The sequence below is a fragment of the Pantoea sp. VS1 genome, from assembly GCF_002207995.1.
Lineage (GTDB): Bacteria > Pseudomonadota > Gammaproteobacteria > Enterobacterales > Enterobacteriaceae > Pantoea > Pantoea dispersa.
Genome location: NZ_NHZE01000078.1, coordinates 1 through 16565, shown reverse-complemented (window position 1 = coordinate 16565; position 16565 = coordinate 1). Strand labels below are relative to the sequence as shown.

The 16565-nt window shown below is 56.0% G+C and carries 13 protein-coding genes; 8 read left to right on the top strand and 5 right to left on the bottom strand.

The window, feature by feature from the left end:
- Positions 1–8: 8 nt before the first annotated feature.
- From yeaG to CBW22_RS23070, 6 genes are all read left to right on the top strand, one after another.
- The gene (gene yeaG / locus CBW22_RS23095) at positions 9–1943 is read left to right on the top strand and encodes a protein kinase YeaG (protein WP_021510057.1); all 1935 of its coding nucleotides are present in this window, start codon (positions 9–11) and stop codon (positions 1941–1943) included.
- A gap of 90 nt (positions 1944–2033) precedes the next feature.
- On the top strand, positions 2034–3308 hold the full coding sequence (locus CBW22_RS23090) for a YeaH/YhbH family protein (protein WP_058757723.1): 1275 nt from the start codon (positions 2034–2036) through the stop codon (positions 3306–3308).
- 231 nt (positions 3309–3539) lie between these two features.
- Positions 3540–5267, top strand: a complete 1728-nt coding sequence (locus CBW22_RS23085; RefSeq protein WP_021510055.1) for a potassium/proton antiporter — start codon at positions 3540–3542, stop codon at positions 5265–5267.
- A gap of 75 nt (positions 5268–5342) precedes the next feature.
- Positions 5343–5576: a DUF1480 family protein gene (locus CBW22_RS23080; RefSeq protein WP_021510054.1), complete on the top strand. Its 234-nt coding sequence runs from the start codon at positions 5343–5345 to the stop codon at positions 5574–5576.
- 378 nt (positions 5577–5954) lie between these two features.
- Entirely contained in the window at positions 5955–7421 is a 1467-nt protein-coding gene (gene wbaP / locus CBW22_RS23075) for an undecaprenyl-phosphate galactose phosphotransferase WbaP (protein ID WP_058757724.1), read from the top strand.
- A gap of 120 nt (positions 7422–7541) precedes the next feature.
- The gene (locus CBW22_RS23070; protein ID WP_088517978.1) at positions 7542–8735 is read left to right on the top strand and encodes a multidrug effflux MFS transporter; all 1194 of its coding nucleotides are present in this window, start codon (positions 7542–7544) and stop codon (positions 8733–8735) included.
- On the opposite strand, the gene dadX is transcribed toward CBW22_RS23070, so the two are convergent.
- Together dadX and CBW22_RS23060 are read right to left on the bottom strand one after the other, a co-directional pair.
- Positions 8728–9798 carry a catabolic alanine racemase DadX gene (dadX, locus tag CBW22_RS23065; protein WP_058757726.1) on the bottom strand — a complete coding sequence of 357 codons (1071 nt, stop codon included), beginning with the start codon at positions 9796–9798 and terminating at the stop codon, positions 8728–8730. The genes CBW22_RS23070 and dadX overlap by 8 nt on opposite strands.
- Positions 9799–9819: 21 nt before the next feature.
- The gene (locus CBW22_RS23060) at positions 9820–11121 is read right to left on the bottom strand and encodes a D-amino acid dehydrogenase (RefSeq protein ID WP_088517977.1); all 1302 of its coding nucleotides are present in this window, start codon (positions 11119–11121) and stop codon (positions 9820–9822) included.
- A gap of 499 nt (positions 11122–11620) precedes the next feature.
- On the opposite strand from CBW22_RS23060, the gene CBW22_RS23055 reads away from it, so the two are divergent.
- Positions 11621–13156 carry a SpoVR family protein gene (locus CBW22_RS23055; RefSeq protein ID WP_031280208.1) on the top strand — a complete coding sequence of 512 codons (1536 nt, stop codon included), beginning with the start codon at positions 11621–11623 and terminating at the stop codon, positions 13154–13156.
- A 277-nt stretch (positions 13157–13433) separates the two neighbouring features.
- Here the strand turns inward: CBW22_RS23055 and fadR are convergent, their stop codons facing one another.
- The gene (fadR, locus tag CBW22_RS23050; protein ID WP_058757728.1) at positions 13434–14153 is read right to left on the bottom strand and encodes a fatty acid metabolism transcriptional regulator FadR; all 720 of its coding nucleotides are present in this window, start codon (positions 14151–14153) and stop codon (positions 13434–13436) included.
- A gap of 309 nt (positions 14154–14462) precedes the next feature.
- Here fadR and dsbB point away from each other — a divergent pair, with 309 nt between their 5' ends.
- On the top strand, positions 14463–14993 hold the full coding sequence (gene dsbB / locus CBW22_RS23045) for a disulfide bond formation protein DsbB (protein WP_040679952.1): 531 nt from the start codon (positions 14463–14465) through the stop codon (positions 14991–14993).
- Positions 14994–15049: 56 nt separating this feature from the next.
- Here the strand turns inward: dsbB and CBW22_RS23040 are convergent, their stop codons facing one another.
- On the bottom strand, positions 15050–15496 hold the full coding sequence (locus CBW22_RS23040; protein WP_021510046.1) for a YcgN family cysteine cluster protein: 447 nt from the start codon (positions 15494–15496) through the stop codon (positions 15050–15052).
- A gap of 65 nt (positions 15497–15561) precedes the next feature.
- Positions 15562–16221 (bottom strand): fumarylacetoacetate hydrolase family protein, encoded by a 660-nt coding sequence (locus tag CBW22_RS23035; protein ID WP_088517976.1) that lies wholly within the window; start codon positions 16219–16221, stop codon positions 15562–15564.
- Positions 16222–16565 lie beyond the last annotated feature (344 nt).

The window sequence follows — 16565 nt, the reverse complement described above, 5'->3', positions numbered from 1 at the left end:
GCATCGCTATGAATATATTCGATCACTATCGTCAGCGTTATGAAGCTGCCAAGGACGAAGAGTTCACACTGCAGGAATTCCTCACCATCTGTAAGCAGGATCGCAGTGCATACGCCAACGCGGCAGAACGACTATTGATGGCCATCGGTGAGCCTGTGATGGTCGATACTGCCCAGGAGCCTCGCCTTTCCCGTATCTTCTCTAACCGCGTCATCGGACGCTACCCGGCCTTTGAAGAGTTTTACGGTATGGAGGAAGCGATTGAGCAGATCGTCTCCTACCTGAAACACGCCGCGCAGGGGCTGGAGGAGAAGAAACAGATTCTGTACCTGCTCGGCCCGGTGGGCGGCGGTAAATCCTCGCTGGCCGAACGGCTTAAAGCGCTGATGCAGCGCGTGCCAATCTATGTGCTGAGTGCCGACGGTGAACGCAGCCCGGTCAATGACCATCCGCTGTGCCTGTTTAATCCGCAGGAAGACGCCAATATCCTGGAAAAAGAGTACGGCGTGCCGCGGCGTTACCTTGGCACCATCATGTCGCCGTGGGCGGCAAAACGGTTGCATGACTTTGGCGGCGACATCACCCGCTTCAAAGTGGTGAAAGTGTGGCCGTCGATTCTGGAACAGCTGGCTATCGCCAAAACCGAACCGGGTGATGAGAACAACCAGGATATTTCAGCGCTGGTGGGTAAAGTGGATATCCGTAAGCTGGAAAACCACGCGCAGAACGATCCGGATGCCTACGGCTATTCGGGTGCGCTGTGCCGCGCCAACCAGGGCATCATGGAATTCGTAGAGATGTTTAAAGCCCCCATTAAAGTGCTGCATCCGCTACTGACCGCCACTCAGGAAGGTAACTATAACGGTACCGAAGGGATTTCCGCCCTGCCGTTTAACGGCATTATTCTGGCGCACTCCAACGAATCAGAGTGGGTGACATTCCGTAACAACAAGAACAACGAAGCTTTCCTTGACCGTGTGTACATCGTGAAGGTGCCTTACTGCCTGCGCGTGTCCGAGGAGATCAAAATTTATGAAAAACTGCTCAACCACAGTGAGCTGACCACCGCGCCTTGCGCACCCGGCACGCTGGAAACGCTGGCGCGCTTCTCGATTCTGTCGCGCCTGAAAGAGCCGGAAAACTCCAGCATCTACTCGAAGATGCGCGTCTATGACGGTGAAAGCCTGAAAGACACCGATCCGAAAGCGAAATCGTGGCAGGAGTATCACGATTATGCCGGGGTGGATGAAGGCATGAACGGCCTGTCGACCCGCTTCGCGTTTAAGATTCTGTCACGCGTGTTTAACTTCGACCATGCCGAAGTAGCGGCTAACCCGGTGCACCTGTTTTACGTGCTGGAACAGCAGATCGAGCGCGAGCAGTTCCCGCAGGATCAGGCGGAGAAGTATCTGGAACACCTGAAAGGCTATCTGATTCCGAAATATGCGGAGTTCATTGGCAAAGAGATTCAGACCGCTTACCTCGAATCCTATTCGGAGTATGGTCAGAACATCTTCGACCGCTACGTCACTTACGCAGATTTCTGGATTCAGGATCAGGAGTACCGCGATCCGGATACCGGCCAGCTGTTCGATCGTGAATCACTCAACGCCGAGCTGGAAAAGATCGAGAAACCTGCCGGGATCAGTAACCCGAAAGATTTCCGTAACGAGATTGTCAACTTTGTGCTGCGCGCACGGGCGCAGAATAACGGACGCAATCCAAACTGGACCAGCTACGAAAAACTGCGCACGGTGATCGAGAAGAAAATGTTCTCCAACACCGAGGAGTTGCTGCCGGTGATTTCGTTCAACACCAAAACATCCACGGACGAACAGAAAAAACACGATGATTTTGTCGATCGCATGATGGAAAAAGGCTATACCCGCAAGCAGGTGCGTCTGCTGTGCGAATGGTATCTGCGCGTGCGCAAATCGTCATAATCGACAGCGGTAAGCTACGCGGCATTCACATGCCGCCTGAGGAGGCCGGACCCGTTCCGGCCTGGCTTACAGCGTAGTTTGGGGGAATTTATGGCCTATTTCATCGATCGGCGTCTTAACGGCAAGAATAAAAGTGCGGTCAACCGGCAGCGCTTTTTGCGCCGTTACAAGTCGCAAATCAAACAGTCGATCTCCGAGGCCATCAACAAGCGTTCGGTCACCGACGTGGAGAGTGGCGAATCGGTGTCGATTCCTATAGACGACATCAACGAGCCGATTTTCCATCAGGGGCGCGGCGGCAGCCGCCATCGCGTACATCCGGGGAACGACCACTTTGTGCAAAACGACCGCATTGAGCGGCCGCAGGGCGGCGGTGGCGGCGGCAGCGGTCAGGGCAATGCCAGCCAGGACGGAGAAGGTCAGGACGAGTTCGTGTTTCAGATATCGAAGGATGAGTACCTCGACCTGCTGTTTGAAGATTTAGCGCTGCCTAACCTGCGCAAAAATCAGCACCGCCAGCTCAATGAGTACAAAACTCACCGCGCGGGCTTCACCTCGAATGGCGTGCCGGCCAATATCAGCGTGGTGCGCTCGCTGCAAAACTCGCTGGCGCGACGAACCGCCATGACCGCAGGCAAACGTCGCATGCTGCATGAACTGGAAGCCACTCTGAGTGAAGTCGAAAACAGCGAGCCGGCGCAACTGCTGGAAGAGGAGCGGCTGCGTAAAGAGATTGCGGAACTGCGGGCGCGCATTGAGCGCGTGCCGTTTATCGACACCTTTGACCTGCGTTACAAGAATTTCGAGAAGCGGCCTGAACCGTCCAGCCAGGCGGTAATGTTCTGCTTAATGGACGTTTCCGGCTCGATGGACCAGGCAACCAAGGATATGGCGAAACGCTTTTATATCCTGCTCTATCTGTTCCTTAGCCGGACTTACAAAAACGTCGATGTGGTGTATATCCGTCACCATACTCAGGCGAAAGAAGTCGATGAACAGGAGTTCTTCTACTCGCAGGAGACCGGCGGCACTATCGTCTCCAGCGCGCTTAAGCTGATGGATGAAGTGGTAAAAGAGCGTTATGACCCGTCGCAGTGGAATATTTATGCGGCGCAGGCCTCGGACGGCGATAACTGGGCGGATGACTCACCGTTGTGTCATGAAATCCTGGCGAAGCATATTCTGCCGGTGGTGCGCTACTACAGCTACATTGAGATTACCCGACGGGCGCACCAAACCTTGTGGCGCGAGTATGAGCATCTGCAGGCGATGTTTGATAACTTTGCCATTCAGCACATCCGTGAGCCGGAAGACATCTACCCGGTATTTCGTGAGCTTTTCCATAAACAGGTCGCTGAAGCCTGAGTTTACCAGCCGGTCACCGACCGGCTTTTTCTTTCCCCCGCCCGGCTTAACCCCTCTGAAAACCCTGCTGTTTTTCTGTGCGGATTTAACCTTCTATGGGATAGCGCGCCACAGAATGAAAAAATGTGCAATTAACCGCTGACAAGCTATTGATAAGGCATTATCTTTTCACCTTGTCTGTGTGAATTGCCCGCAATTTGCTTTTTTATGCCCCGCCGCAGGAGAACGCCGTTGAATGCCAGCATGATTTACAGTTTGTTCATTATTGGTTCCGTGCTGGTCGCAGCAAGTATTCTGCTGAGTTCCTTCTCGTCGCGTCTCGGTATCCCGATTCTGGTGATCTTCCTGGCGCTGGGGATGCTGACCGGCGTGGACGGCATCGGCGGTATTGCCTTTGATAACTATCCGGTGGCCTATCTGGTGTCCAACCTGGCGCTGGCGATTATTCTGCTCGACGGCGGCATGCGCACCAAGGCCAGCTCGTTCAAGGTGGCGCTTGGTCCGGCGCTGTCGCTGGCCACCGTTGGCGTGATGATTACCGCCGGCCTCACCGGTCTGGCTGCCGCCTGGCTGTTTAAGCTCGATCTGATGCAGGGCTTCCTGATTGGTGCCATTATCGGCTCGACCGACGCCGCAGCGGTGTTTTCACTGCTGGGCGACAAAGGGCTTAACGAGCGCGTCAGTTCCACGCTGGAGATTGAATCAGGCAGCAACGATCCAATGGCGGTGTTTCTTACCATTACGCTGATCGACATGATCCAGCAGGGGCAGAGCGGCCTGAGCTGGATGTTTGTGGTGCATCTGGTGCAGCAGTTCGGCCTGGGCATTGTGCTCGGACTGGGCGGCGGCTGGGCGCTGCAGCAACTGATCAACCGCATCAGCCTGGCACAAGGGCTCTATCCGCTGCTGGCGCTGAGCGGCGGCATTATCGTGTTTGCCCTGACCACGGTGATGGAAGGCAGCGGCATTCTGGCGGTCTATCTGTGTGGTTTCCTGCTGGGCAACAGCCCGATTCGTAACCGCCACGGCATTCTGCAAACTTTCGACGGGATGGCCTGGCTGAGCCAGATTGGTATGTTTATCGTGCTCGGCCTGCTGGTGACGCCGTCTGACCTGTGGCATATCGCGCTGCCGGCGATGATTCTCTCGCTGTGGCTGATTCTGGTGGCGCGTCCGCTGTCGATTCTGGTCGGGCTGCTGCCGTTTAAAGGCTTTACCGGACGTGAACGCATCTTTATCAGCTGGGTTGGGTTGCGCGGTGCGGTGCCGATTATCCTCGCGGTGTTCCCGATGATGGCCGGACTGGAGAATTCCAAACTCTACTTCAACATCGCCTTCTTCGTGGTACTGGTATCTCTGATGCTGCAGGGCACGTCGCTGGGCTATGCCGCTAAACGGGCTAAGGTGGTGGTACCGCCGACCGCATCGCCCATCAGCCGCGTCGGGCTGGATATCCATCCGGAAAATCCGTGGGAACAGTTTGTTTATCAGCTCAGCGCCGACAAATGGTGCGTCGGCGCCGCGCTGCGCGATTTGCAAATGCCGCGCGAAACGCGCATTGCCGCCCTGTTCCGCGATAACGCGCTAATGCACCCCAACGGCAATACGCGTCTGAAAGAGGGTGACGTGCTGTGCGTTATTGGCCGCGAGCGCGACCTGCCGGCGCTGGGCAAAATGTTCAGCCAGACGCCGCCGGTGGCGCTGGATCAGCGCTTCTTTGGTGACTTTATCCTTGATGCCGAGGCGCGCCTGCGCGATGTCGCGCAGATCTATGGCCTGGAGCTCGATGAAGAGACCAACGATCAGCAGTCGCTCGGCCAGTTAATTATGGGCCTGCTCGGCAGCACGCCGGTGGTGGGAGATCAGGTCGAGTGGAACCAGCTGACGTGGACGGTGGCGGAAAAAGAGGATAACCAAATCGTCAAAATCGGGGTGCGCGTGCGGGAAGAGAAGGAATAATCCGAGGCCGTATCGCTCGTAAACTGCGTGTCAGCGTCTATGATCACTATTCCACCCAGCAAACGGGAGAAGATGATGGGACACGTGGTGAAGATTGGTCGTTACGAGATCGTCGATGCAGTAATGGATGTGGAGAAGCTGGATACCGTCGGCATCCCCTGCCATACCAACCCCGGCCTGAGTTATCAGCTCGACGGCTGGGATCATGAAACCAGCGTACCGGCGTGGATTGATGGCGAACCGGTTGATCTGCAAATCGGCCACTATGACAAGCAGCAGGACCGCTGGGTATTGAAAAAACCGGCCTGATATTTTCCTCACCGCCATTCACTTTGACTGGCGGTCATTCCGAAAAGTAGTCTTAAAATAGTCTGTTATTTCACGGCACCTTTTACTTTTAATATTATTTTTCAACATATTAGCTGGTCTGTACTTTAATCAAATATTGTTTTTTCAGACTCTTTCCATATTAACTCTGTCAAATAACTCCTGCATACTCTTAAACGTTGCTGCAGCTTTTCGTGACGTAAATCACGTCTCAAACGGCCCTTTCCATGCAGCGCTTATGGCAGCACTGACTCATATCTCGCTGAATATTATTTTATTTCTGCTTTCAGCGGACGACTCCTGAGCGCGTACTTGATTCTGGTCAGGCCATCTTTTACTTAAGAAAAGAGAGCAGGTTTTATGGCAAGTACATTGGTAATGAACGATGCAACCCGCTCGTGGAGCGGACTGCGCAAAAATCTCATCGCGAAAGTGGCACTCAGCTTTTCGGATTTAATTGCACTGAACCTGGCATTATTTTTATCCGCGGCCACCGTCCAGGGTATTTGGGGAGAACTGGACAGTTTTATTCCGCCGCAGCAAATTGAATACCGCTTTGTCGCACAGTTAGGTCTGTCAGTGCTGTGCACAGCCTGGTTCTGGGTGCGTATGCGCCACTACACCTACCGCAAACCGTTCTGGTTTGAGCTGAAAGAAATCGTCAAAACGCTGTTTGTGTTTTCGCTGCTGGATCTGGCGCTGATTGCCTTTTCCAAATGGGACTTCTCGCGCATGGTGTGGGTATTTAGCTGGACTTATGCCCTGCTACTGCTGCCGCTAATGCGCGCCGGCGTGAAGCGTGCCATCAACCGCGCGGGCCAGTGGCAAAAAGAGACCATTATCATCGGCTCCGGTAAGAACGCCATGGAAGCCTACGCGGCGCTGCAGAGCGAGGAGATTCTGGGCTATAACGTGCAGGCGTTTATCTCGCTGGATGATGAGCCTCACCAGGAAAGTGTTAACGGCGTGCCGGTTATTACCTGGAAAGACATCAACTGGCAAACCATGGACCGTGACAACACGCAATTTATCGTCGCCACCGAATTTGAACAGCAGGTGGTGCGCGATAAATGGCTGAAGTTTCTGTCCAAGATGAAATGCCGCTCGATTTCGGTTATCCCTACGCTGCGCGGTGTGCCGCTGTATGGCACCGATATGTCGTTTATCTTCAGCCATGAAGTGATGATCCTGCGCGTCAGTAACAACCTGGCGAAACGCTCCTCGCGTTTCCTCAAGCGCACTTTCGACGTGGTGGTTGCCTCACTGCTGCTGCTGTTTCTTGCCCCGGTGTTCGGCCTGCTGTGCTGGATGGTGAAGCGCGACGGCGGTAACGCTATTTATGGCCACGAACGCGTCGGTCAGGATGGCGTGAAGTTTAAGTGCCTGAAGTTCCGTTCAATGGTGACCAACTCGCAGGAAGTGCTGCAGAATCTGCTGGCCACCAGTGCCGAAGCGCGCGCTGAGTGGGATCGTGATTTCAAACTGAAGAATGATCCGCGCATCACCAAAATCGGTGGCTTCCTGCGTAAAACCAGCCTGGATGAACTGCCCCAGCTGTGGAACGTGATTCGCGGCGAAATGAGTCTGGTGGGACCGCGTCCGGTGATTGAAGCTGAGCTGGAACGCTACGCGGGCGATGTCGACTACTATCTGATGGCCAAACCGGGCATGACCGGCCTGTGGCAGGTCAGCGGGCGTAACGATATCGACTACGACACGCGCGTCTATTTTGACTCCTGGTACGTGAAGAACTGGGCGCTGTGGACCGACATCGCCATTCTGTTCAAAACCGCTGGCGTGGTGCTGCGCCGCGACGGTGCTTACTGATACCCTCGACGCGATGTCTGCGCTGTGCCGGCAGACATCGCCTTTTCGTTTTAGCCCTTTCTTTTTGGTCGCAGACTCATTACCCTTCTCGCCTGTTTAACAGGACGTTACTGGTTCGTAATGCAAAAGTTTACCCTACTCCTTTTGAGCCTGGTGCTGCTGGCACCGCTGGGCATCGATCTCTACCTCCCGACACTGCCGCAGATTGCCGACGGTCTTAACAGCCCGGTCAGTCTGATCCAGACCACCATTCCGCTGTTTTTGCTGGTGATGGGTATCGGTCAGCTGGTCACCGGTCCGCTGGTGGATAATTTTGGCCGTAAGCCGATCGCGCTGATCGGCCTCGCGCTTTACATCATCGGCAGCGCAGTGGCCGCAACCGCCACCGTCTGGCCGGTGTTCTTCCTGGCGCGCCTGATTCAGGGCTGCGCGGTATGCTGTAGCGCGGTGGTGGCATTTAGCGGCGTGCGCGATCGGCTGAGCGGCGATGCCGCGGCGCGCGCTTATGGTTTCCTCAATGGCGCGCTGAACATCGTGCCGGCGCTGGCACCGCTGCTCGGCGGTATTCTGGCGGAAGCCTATGGCTGGCGTGCGCCCTTCTGGTTCCTGTGCGGTTATGCGCTGGTGATTGGCATTATTGTGGTGGTCGCACTGCCGGAAACGCGTCCGGCGGACACGCTGCGCGTCAAAGGACTGCCGCTGGCGCAGTATGCTGCCATCGCCCGGCAGCCGCGCTTTCTCGCTTTCGCCTTTGCCAACGCGGGCGCGCTCGGCATGGTGCTGACCTACGTTTCGCTGGCACCGCACGTGTTGATGACCGAAGGTGGCCTGACGCCGCTGCAGTTCTCCTTTGCCTTTGGCGCCAACGGTTTCTGGATCATGCTGGTCAGCGCCTTTGTTAATAAAACCATTCGCAAGGCGGGCCGCCCGTTTTGTCTCGCCATGGGGTTTGTCACCATGCTGCTTGGTGCGCTGCTGCTGGTGGCGGGGATGACGCTGTTACCTGCGGCCTGGCAAACCCACTGGTCGCTGTACATGATTCCGGTGGCGATCTCGGTAGCCGGCCTGGCCTTCACCGTCGGTCCGGCCACCAGCTATGCGCTGGAGCCGTATCAGCAGCAGGCGGGTGTGGCAGCGGCGCTGCAGGGATTTATCCAGATGGCGGGCGGTGCAGGTGGCAGCCTGGCGATGGTGGCGCTGCCGGTGGCGGAGAAATCAGCGTTAGCGCTGATGATGCTGGTGGGTGCAGCGCTGGCGCTGATCGCCTGGCGCTGCAGTAAGAACATGCGTGGTACAGTGACGGCGCTTAACTAAGCGTGACCGGGACGCGCGGCGCGAGTGCACACATCAGCTCGTAGCCTACCGTTCCGGCGGCTTTCGCTACCTCATCAATTTTCACCTCGTTGCCCCACAGCTCCACGCGCGATCCGATACCCGCCTGCGGGCAGGGTTCGAGGTCAATCATCATCATGTCCATCGAGATCGCCCCGAGCGTTTGCGTGCGGATGCCATCAACGCTGACCGGCGTACCGGTCGGCGCATGGCGCGGATAGCCGTCAGCATAGCCACAGGCCACAATACCGATACGCTGTGGCGCGGCCGCGTGGTAGCGGTAACCGTAGCCAACGCCCTCGCCGGCACCGATCTGCTGTATGCCAATAATTTCACTGCTGAGCGTCATTACCGGCTGTAGACCGGTACTGGCGATATCCTGCCAGTCGCCGCTCGGTGACGCGCCGTAGAGAATAATCCCGGGCCGCACCCAGTCAAAATGCGCCTGCGGATGCCACAGCGTGGTCGCTGAGTTGGCAAGCGAACGCGGACAGTTCAGCCCTTCCGCCGCCTGTTCGACGCGCTGCATCGGTTCCACCAGCCCCTGCGGGTTTTCCGCATCGGCAAAGTGCGCCATCAGCGTCATTTCCCCCACGTTGGGCAACGCACGCAGCTTGTGCCAGGCCGCCTGTGCCTGTTCCGGACGAAAACCGAGACGGTTCATGCCGCTGTTGATCTTCAGATAAACATCGACTGGCGCCGACAGCTGCGCCTTCGCCAGCGCCTGAATCTGCCAGTTACTGTGTACGCTGGTGGTCAGGCGATAGCGATCGATCAGCGTCAGGTCATCGGCGTGAAAGAAGCCTTCCAGCAGCAGAATTGGCTTTTTCCAGCCCTGCTCGCGCAGCAGGATCGCCTCTTCCATATTCAGCAGCGCGAAACCATCGGTTTCCGCCAGACTCTGCCATACGCGGGCAATGCCGTGGCCGTAGGCATTGGCCTTCACCACCGACCAGACGCGCGCGTGCGGTGCCGCCTGACGCACAATCGCCAGATTGTGGCGCAGCGCCTGTTGATTAATGGTGGCACCCGTAGGACGTGACATGTTTTTACTCTCCCTGAAGTATCAGCGCGTCGCGCTGGCATTACGCAGCGGCGATGCCGGGGCCGCAAAGCCCGGCAGATAACGCAGCACCGACAAGTCGTCGGCGGCGATGGCCGGTTTACGTCCCGAAATCAGATCGGCCAGCAACTGGCCGGAACCACAGGCCATCGTCCAGCCCAGCGTACCGTGCCCGGTGTTCAGCCAGAGATTGGTCAGCGGCGTGCGCCCGACAATTGGCGTGCCATCCGGCGTCATCGGGCGCAGTCCGGTCCAGAACGTAGCCTGTTCAACATACCCGCCTTCAGGATAGAGATCGCGGACCACCATCTCCAGCGTTTCACGTCGTGCCGGCAACAGTTTGGTGTTAAAACCAACGATTTCGGCCATGCCACCGACGCGAATGCGGTCATCGAAGCGTGTCACCGCCACTTTGTAGGTTTCATCCAGAATGGTGGAGACCGGCGCGCCCTGCGGATCTTTGATCGGAATAGTCAGGGAATAGCCTTTCAGCGGATAGACCGGAATCGACACGATGTCTTTCAGCAGCGCCGTGGAGTAAGAGCCAAACGCCACGACGTAAGCATCGGCTTTGATGACCTCATCGCCGCACTTCACGCCATAGATGCGATTGCCTTCGCGCAACAACTGATCCACTGACGTGTCATAACGGAAAGTGACGCCGGCTGCGGCTGCCATCGCCGCCAGCCGCTGGGTAAACAGCTGGCAGTCACCGGTTTCGTCATTCGGCAGGCGCAGGCCGCCGGTCAGCTTGTGCGCGGTACCCGCCAGCGCCGGCTCCACGCTGTGCAGCTGATGCGCTTCCAGCAGCTCGTAAGGCACACCCGCTTCACGCAGTACCGCGATGTCTTTGCTGGCGCTGTCAAACTGTTGCTGCGTGCGGAACAGCTGCAAAGTGCCGCCCTGGCGCCCTTCATAGGCGATGCCGGTGCTGCTGCGCAGTGCCTTCAGGCAGTCGCGGCTGTATTCGGCGATGCGCACCATACGGCCCTTGTTTTCCTGGTAGTGACGCATGTCGCAGTTGCGCAGCATATTCCACATCCACTCCAGCTGGAACCTGCTGCCGTCAAGTCGCACCGCCAGCGGTGCGTGTTTCTGAAACATCCACTTTACCGCCTTGAGCGGTACACCGGGCGCCGCCCAGGGTGCCGCATAGCCGGGCGAAATCTGCCCGGCATTGCCGGCACTGGTTTCCAGCGCCGCGCCGGGCTGGCGATCGATTACGGTGACGTCATGCCCCGCCTGCGCCAGATACCACGCACTGGCTACCCCTACGACACCACTACCCAGAATGACTACGCGCATAAGCCCCTCATCGCGAAAAGCATAATTAACTGGTATCACCATCGGGTTTAGCATAACCCAATGGCTGAACTGATATTACATTCGACCCTTTCATTTCACATGTTTTTCACTTAACTGCACACTGAAATCATGCGGTCGCGCCAAAATCAGAGTTTTTTGTGCCTTAAAAGCGTTAACCAGCGAATTATTATGCGAAAGGCAGGGCATCTCACTTTTTTCAGGAGAAAGCGCCGCAGTCATATCGCGCGCTTATAAACAGGATTTAATGCTGCAATTTATCACCCAGATAACACATAACCTTATTAGCTACCAAAGCACGCCTATTATGATGATTTTGTACCAAAAGAATTCGATTGAGTTCCCGCATCGGATAAGCGACAGTGGACTATCATTGAAGTGTTCGCTCAGTTTTTTTGGGCTGTCTTTCTCAGGATGAAGCCTTAAACGATCGTGACAGGTGACACTCTGTTGCCTGCCGCTTGCAAAACAGAGGTGCGCTATGACGACAATGTTTGACGAGCCAACCCGCAACAGCAAACGACTCAGTGACGGTCCCGACTGGACCTTTGAACTGCTTGATGTCTACCTGGCGGAGATCGACCGCGTGGCCAAAAGCTATGGGCTCGATACCTACCCGCACCAAATCGAAGTGATCACCTCCGAGCAGATGATGGATGCGTACTCCAGCGTGGGGATGCCCATCAATTACGCCCACTGGTCGTTCGGCAAGAAGTTCATCGAAACCGAGCAGCGCTACAAACACGGTCAGCAGGGACTGGCGTATGAAATCGTCATTAACTCGAATCCCTGTATCGCTTACCTGATGGAAGAGAACACCATGACCATGCAGGCGCTGGTGATGGCGCACGCCTGCTATGGCCACAACTCTTTCTTCAAAAACAACTACCTGTTCCGCAGCTGGACCGATGCCAGCTCGATTGTCGATTACCTGCTGTTCGCGCGTAACTACATCTCTGATTGCGAAGAGCGTTATGGCGTGGAAGAGGTCGAGCGGCTGCTGGACTCCTGTCATGCGCTGATGAACTATGGCGTCGATCGCTACAAACGCCCGCAAAAAATTTCGCTGCAGGAAGAGAAAGCGCGACAGAAAAGCCGGGAAGAGTATCTGCAGAGCCAGGTCAATACGCTGTGGCGCACCCTGCCACGCAAAGAAAAAGAGTTTACTCAGGTAGAGGCGGCGCGCTATCCCTCTGAGCCGCAGGAAAACCTGCTGTACTTTATGGAAAAGAACGCGCCACTGCTGGAGTCGTGGCAGCGTGAAGTGCTGCGCATTGTGCGTAAAGTCAGCCAGTATTTTTACCCGCAGAAACAGACCCAGGTGATGAATGAAGGCTGGGCGACCTTCTGGCACTACACCATCCTGAATCACCTGTACGATGAGGGCAAAGTGTCGGAGCGCTTTATGATGGAGTTCCTGCACAGCCATACCAACGTGGTGTATCAGCCGCCGTATAACAGCCAGTGGTATAATGGTATCAACCCGTATGCGCTGGGCTTTGCCATGTTCCAGGACATCAAGCGCATCTGTCAGTCGCCAACTGAGGAAGATCGCTACTGGTTCCCGGACATCGCTGGCTCCGACTGGCTGAAGACGCTGCATTTCGCCATGCGCGAATTTAAAGACGAGAGTTTCATCAGCCAGTTCCTGTCGCCGAAAGTGATGCGGGATTTCCGTCTGTTTACGGTGATGGACGACGATCGCAATAACTATCTTGAGATTGCCGCAATTCATGATGAGGCGGGATATCGCGCGATTCGTCAGCAGCTGTCAGCGCAGTACAATCTGAGCAATCTGGAGCCGAATATTCAGGTGTACAACGTTGACCTGCGCGGTGACCGTTCGCTGACGCTACGCTATGTGCCGCAGCAGCGCGCCCCGCTCGATAAGAGCCGTCGCGATGTGCTGAAGCATGTGCATCGGCTGTGGGGTTTTGATGTCAATCTGGAACAGCAGAACGAAGATGGCAGCGTGGAGCTGCTAGATCGCTGCCCGGCGCGCGGACCAGCGCTTTGAGAGGAAGATAAAACGCGCAGGGTTGCGCTGGACTTGCCGCATCGGCTGCTGCCGGGCCAGGTCCTCGCGCCGCTACGCGGTACCTGCGGCGTTTACGTTACGCCTTACGGACCGGCCGGTATCGGTCATCCTGACCGGCCCGGCCTGATTCCCGCTTCCCACGGGAATCTCCTGGCGCAACGTAAAAGCCTCAGCGCTGCGGATTGCCCTTGCATCAGCCGACACGTCAGGTCAGTCAAAATTGTGCCCGGCTAAAACCGTACCTGGCAGGGCAAACTTAACGCTTACTGCTCAAATCATCCGGCATGCTTTTCTGCATACTGTGCCAGATTTCACCGCTGCGGCGGCCGTAGTTACGCACGCTGTCGACGATCTGATCCTGCGTCGGCTGTTTGCCACACAGATCCGCCAGCTGACGATAAAAGTTACGCGCCAGTTCACGCGCTTCCGGATTTGAGAAGTAATGGCGGCCAACGCGGGTGTACAGCCCTTTCAGACCGTTGAGAATCAGGCCGTAAATCGGGTTGCCGGAAGCAAAGGCCAGGCCGCGAAATACGCGGTAATCCAGCTCGGTATAGGCTTCAGCCTGATCTTCCTCGCTCAGCGCACTCTCCAGCACTTCACGCGCCTTATCCGGATGATGACGCAGCGCACGACTGATAAAGATCGATGCGATATTGGTGCGCACTGACAACAGGTTATCAATTAACTGCGGCACACTGTCGTGGTCAAGACGGGCGAGCGTTTCGAGGATATTAAGACCAGACGTTTCCCAGAAATCATTGACGCGGGTGGGTTTACCATGCTGAATGGTCAGCCAGCCATCACGAGCCAGCCGCTGCAGCACTTCACGCAGAGTGGTGCGGGTCACGCCGATCAGTTCAGAAAGCTCACGTTCGGCAGGAAGAATCGATCCCGGCGGAAAACGGCTGTTCCAGATGCTTTCAATTATGTACTCTTCAGCGAATCCTGCAGGGCTCTGTGCCTTAATCACCATAGCATTTATTTCTCGTTGCTTTCTTTGTCGTAATGGCACTCATCATACCAGAGGGGTCATAGCGGAAATAGCCTGCCAGCGGATTAAAAGCGCGCGCTGGCGCAAAATTCAGCAGCTGCGCAGCGAAATAAGCCGTGGGTTACGCTGCGCTTGCGTGGGCGCTTTTGATGCCGTGTGCTAAAAGCCACGATTTTTTGGCGTGGATCAGGGATAAGTCATTTTTATACATGATTTTTTCCCCCTGCCTGGCTGGCACGGGTACGCTTTTGGTTTACACTGCGATGCATTAACGGCTACGGGAAAAGCAATATGTTGCGATACTTGAATCAATGCTCACGCGGACGCGGTGCCTGGTTATTAATGGCCCTGACCGCCCTGGTTTTTGAACTGGTTGCGCTGTTCTTTCAGCACGTAATGGGACTGCAACCCTGCGTAATGTGTATCTATGAGCGTTGTGCGCTGTTTGGCGTCATGGGCGCCGGCCTGGTGGGTGCAATTGCGCCTAAAACGCCGCTGCGCTGGGCCGCCATCGCCATCTGGCTCTACAGCGCTTATGAAGGGGTACGCCTCTCTTATGAGCACACTATGATTCAGCTGCATCCCAACCCGTTTGTGACCTGCGATTTTGCTGCTCGCTTCCCGAGCTGGCTGCCGCTGGATAAATGGCTGCCGGCGGTATTTGTCGCCAGCGGTGACTGCGCCGAACGCGGATGGACTTTCCTGACCTGGAGCATGCCGCAGTGGATGATCGTGATTTTTGCCGCTTATCTGCTGGTGGGCATTCTGGTATTGATTGCGCAACCGTTCAAAGCAAAACGTCGCGATCTGTTTGGTCGCTGAGTTCAGACAAACTAAGCCTTAGACAAAACAGGCAGCCGCGGCTGCCTGTTGCGTTATCAGCCGTTCCGATCCGGCCGGTCTATAATGTGTTCTTCCCAGTCGCGCACTTCACTCTCGCGCACCGCGATGTATCGCACCGAAATACGCTGAGCATGCATCGCCTTCTTCGACCCGGCAATCAGCGGGTGCCACGCTGGCAGCGTTTTACCCTCCCCCAACAGCCGGTAAGCGCAGGTACGCGGTAGCCAGTTAAAGGTGGTGAGATTCTCGCGCGTCAGCTTGATGCAATCTTCTTCGTACTCGAAGCGACGCTCATAATTGCGGCACTGACAGGTCTTGATGTTGAGCTGATTGCAGGCGACATTGGTGAAGTAAATCTCATCGGTATCCGCATCCTGCAACTTGTTCAGACAGCACTGTCCACAGCCGTCGCACAGCGATTCCCACTCTGCGTCGTTCATTTGGTCCAGGCGTTTGGTCTGCCAGAAAGGTTGGTCGGTCATGATAGCGGTCCGGGTTGAGCAACAAGACCGCACCTTATAAAGCTTCAGGTGCGGTGATGCAAGTATTACAGTACGCGGGTGCTGATACCGTGACCGGCCAGCGACACTTCCAGCTTATCGCCGGAGCGCAACGGGCCCACGCCTTCAGGCGTACCGGTCAGCACCACGTCACCGGCGCGCAGCGTGAAGTACTGGCTCATGTAAGCAATCAGCGGCAGAATTTTGTGGATCATATCTGCCGTAGTGCCGTGCTGGCGCACCTCGCCGTTAATAACCAGCTTGAGTTCGGCATCCTGCGGATCGACGGTGAATTCAGCCGCCGGGATAAACCCGGACAGCGGACAGGAGTTATCGAAACTCTTGGCGCGCTCCCATGGCTGACCGGCTTTCTTAAACCCGGCCTGCAGGTCACGCAGCGTTAAATCCAGCGCGACGCCATAACCGGCAATCGCTTTCGCCACGTGCTCTTCACTGGCCTGCTTCAGGGTGGCGCCAATCAGCACCGCCAGCTCCACTTCATGATGCACCTCACCAAAGCTGGCCGGGATCGACAGTGGCTGCCGCAAATCACACACCGCGGTTTCCGGTTTGATAAACACCACCGGCTCACTCGGGGTGGCGCTGCCCATCTCTTTAATATGCTTTGCATAGTTGCTGCCGACGCACACCACTTTGCTGACCGGATAATCCAACAGCGCGCCCTGCCAGTTACGATGCTGATACATGCTAATCCCCTGCTTGAGTTGTGTTTGGTGCCAGCCGCGCTGGCGAAGATGTCTCATCAGCCGCCGGAACGTGGCAGGCTGCTGAGCACTATATTAGCGGGTTTATCGCGGCGCACGTGACGGAAAGCGGCAAAAGCCGTTCCCCAGTTCATCAGGTCCGCCGCTTAAGACAACGATTATTGCCCACAATAATGGGTTAAGGTGAGCAATTAAATTAATGCCGAAGCACTGATTATATTTACAGGATATATTTTTACAGATGAATCTGAATTAAACTTTTTTACCCTGTTCAAGATGAATGTTGAGCAGACTTTCAACCGGTGGTGGGATCTGCAAATAATAAC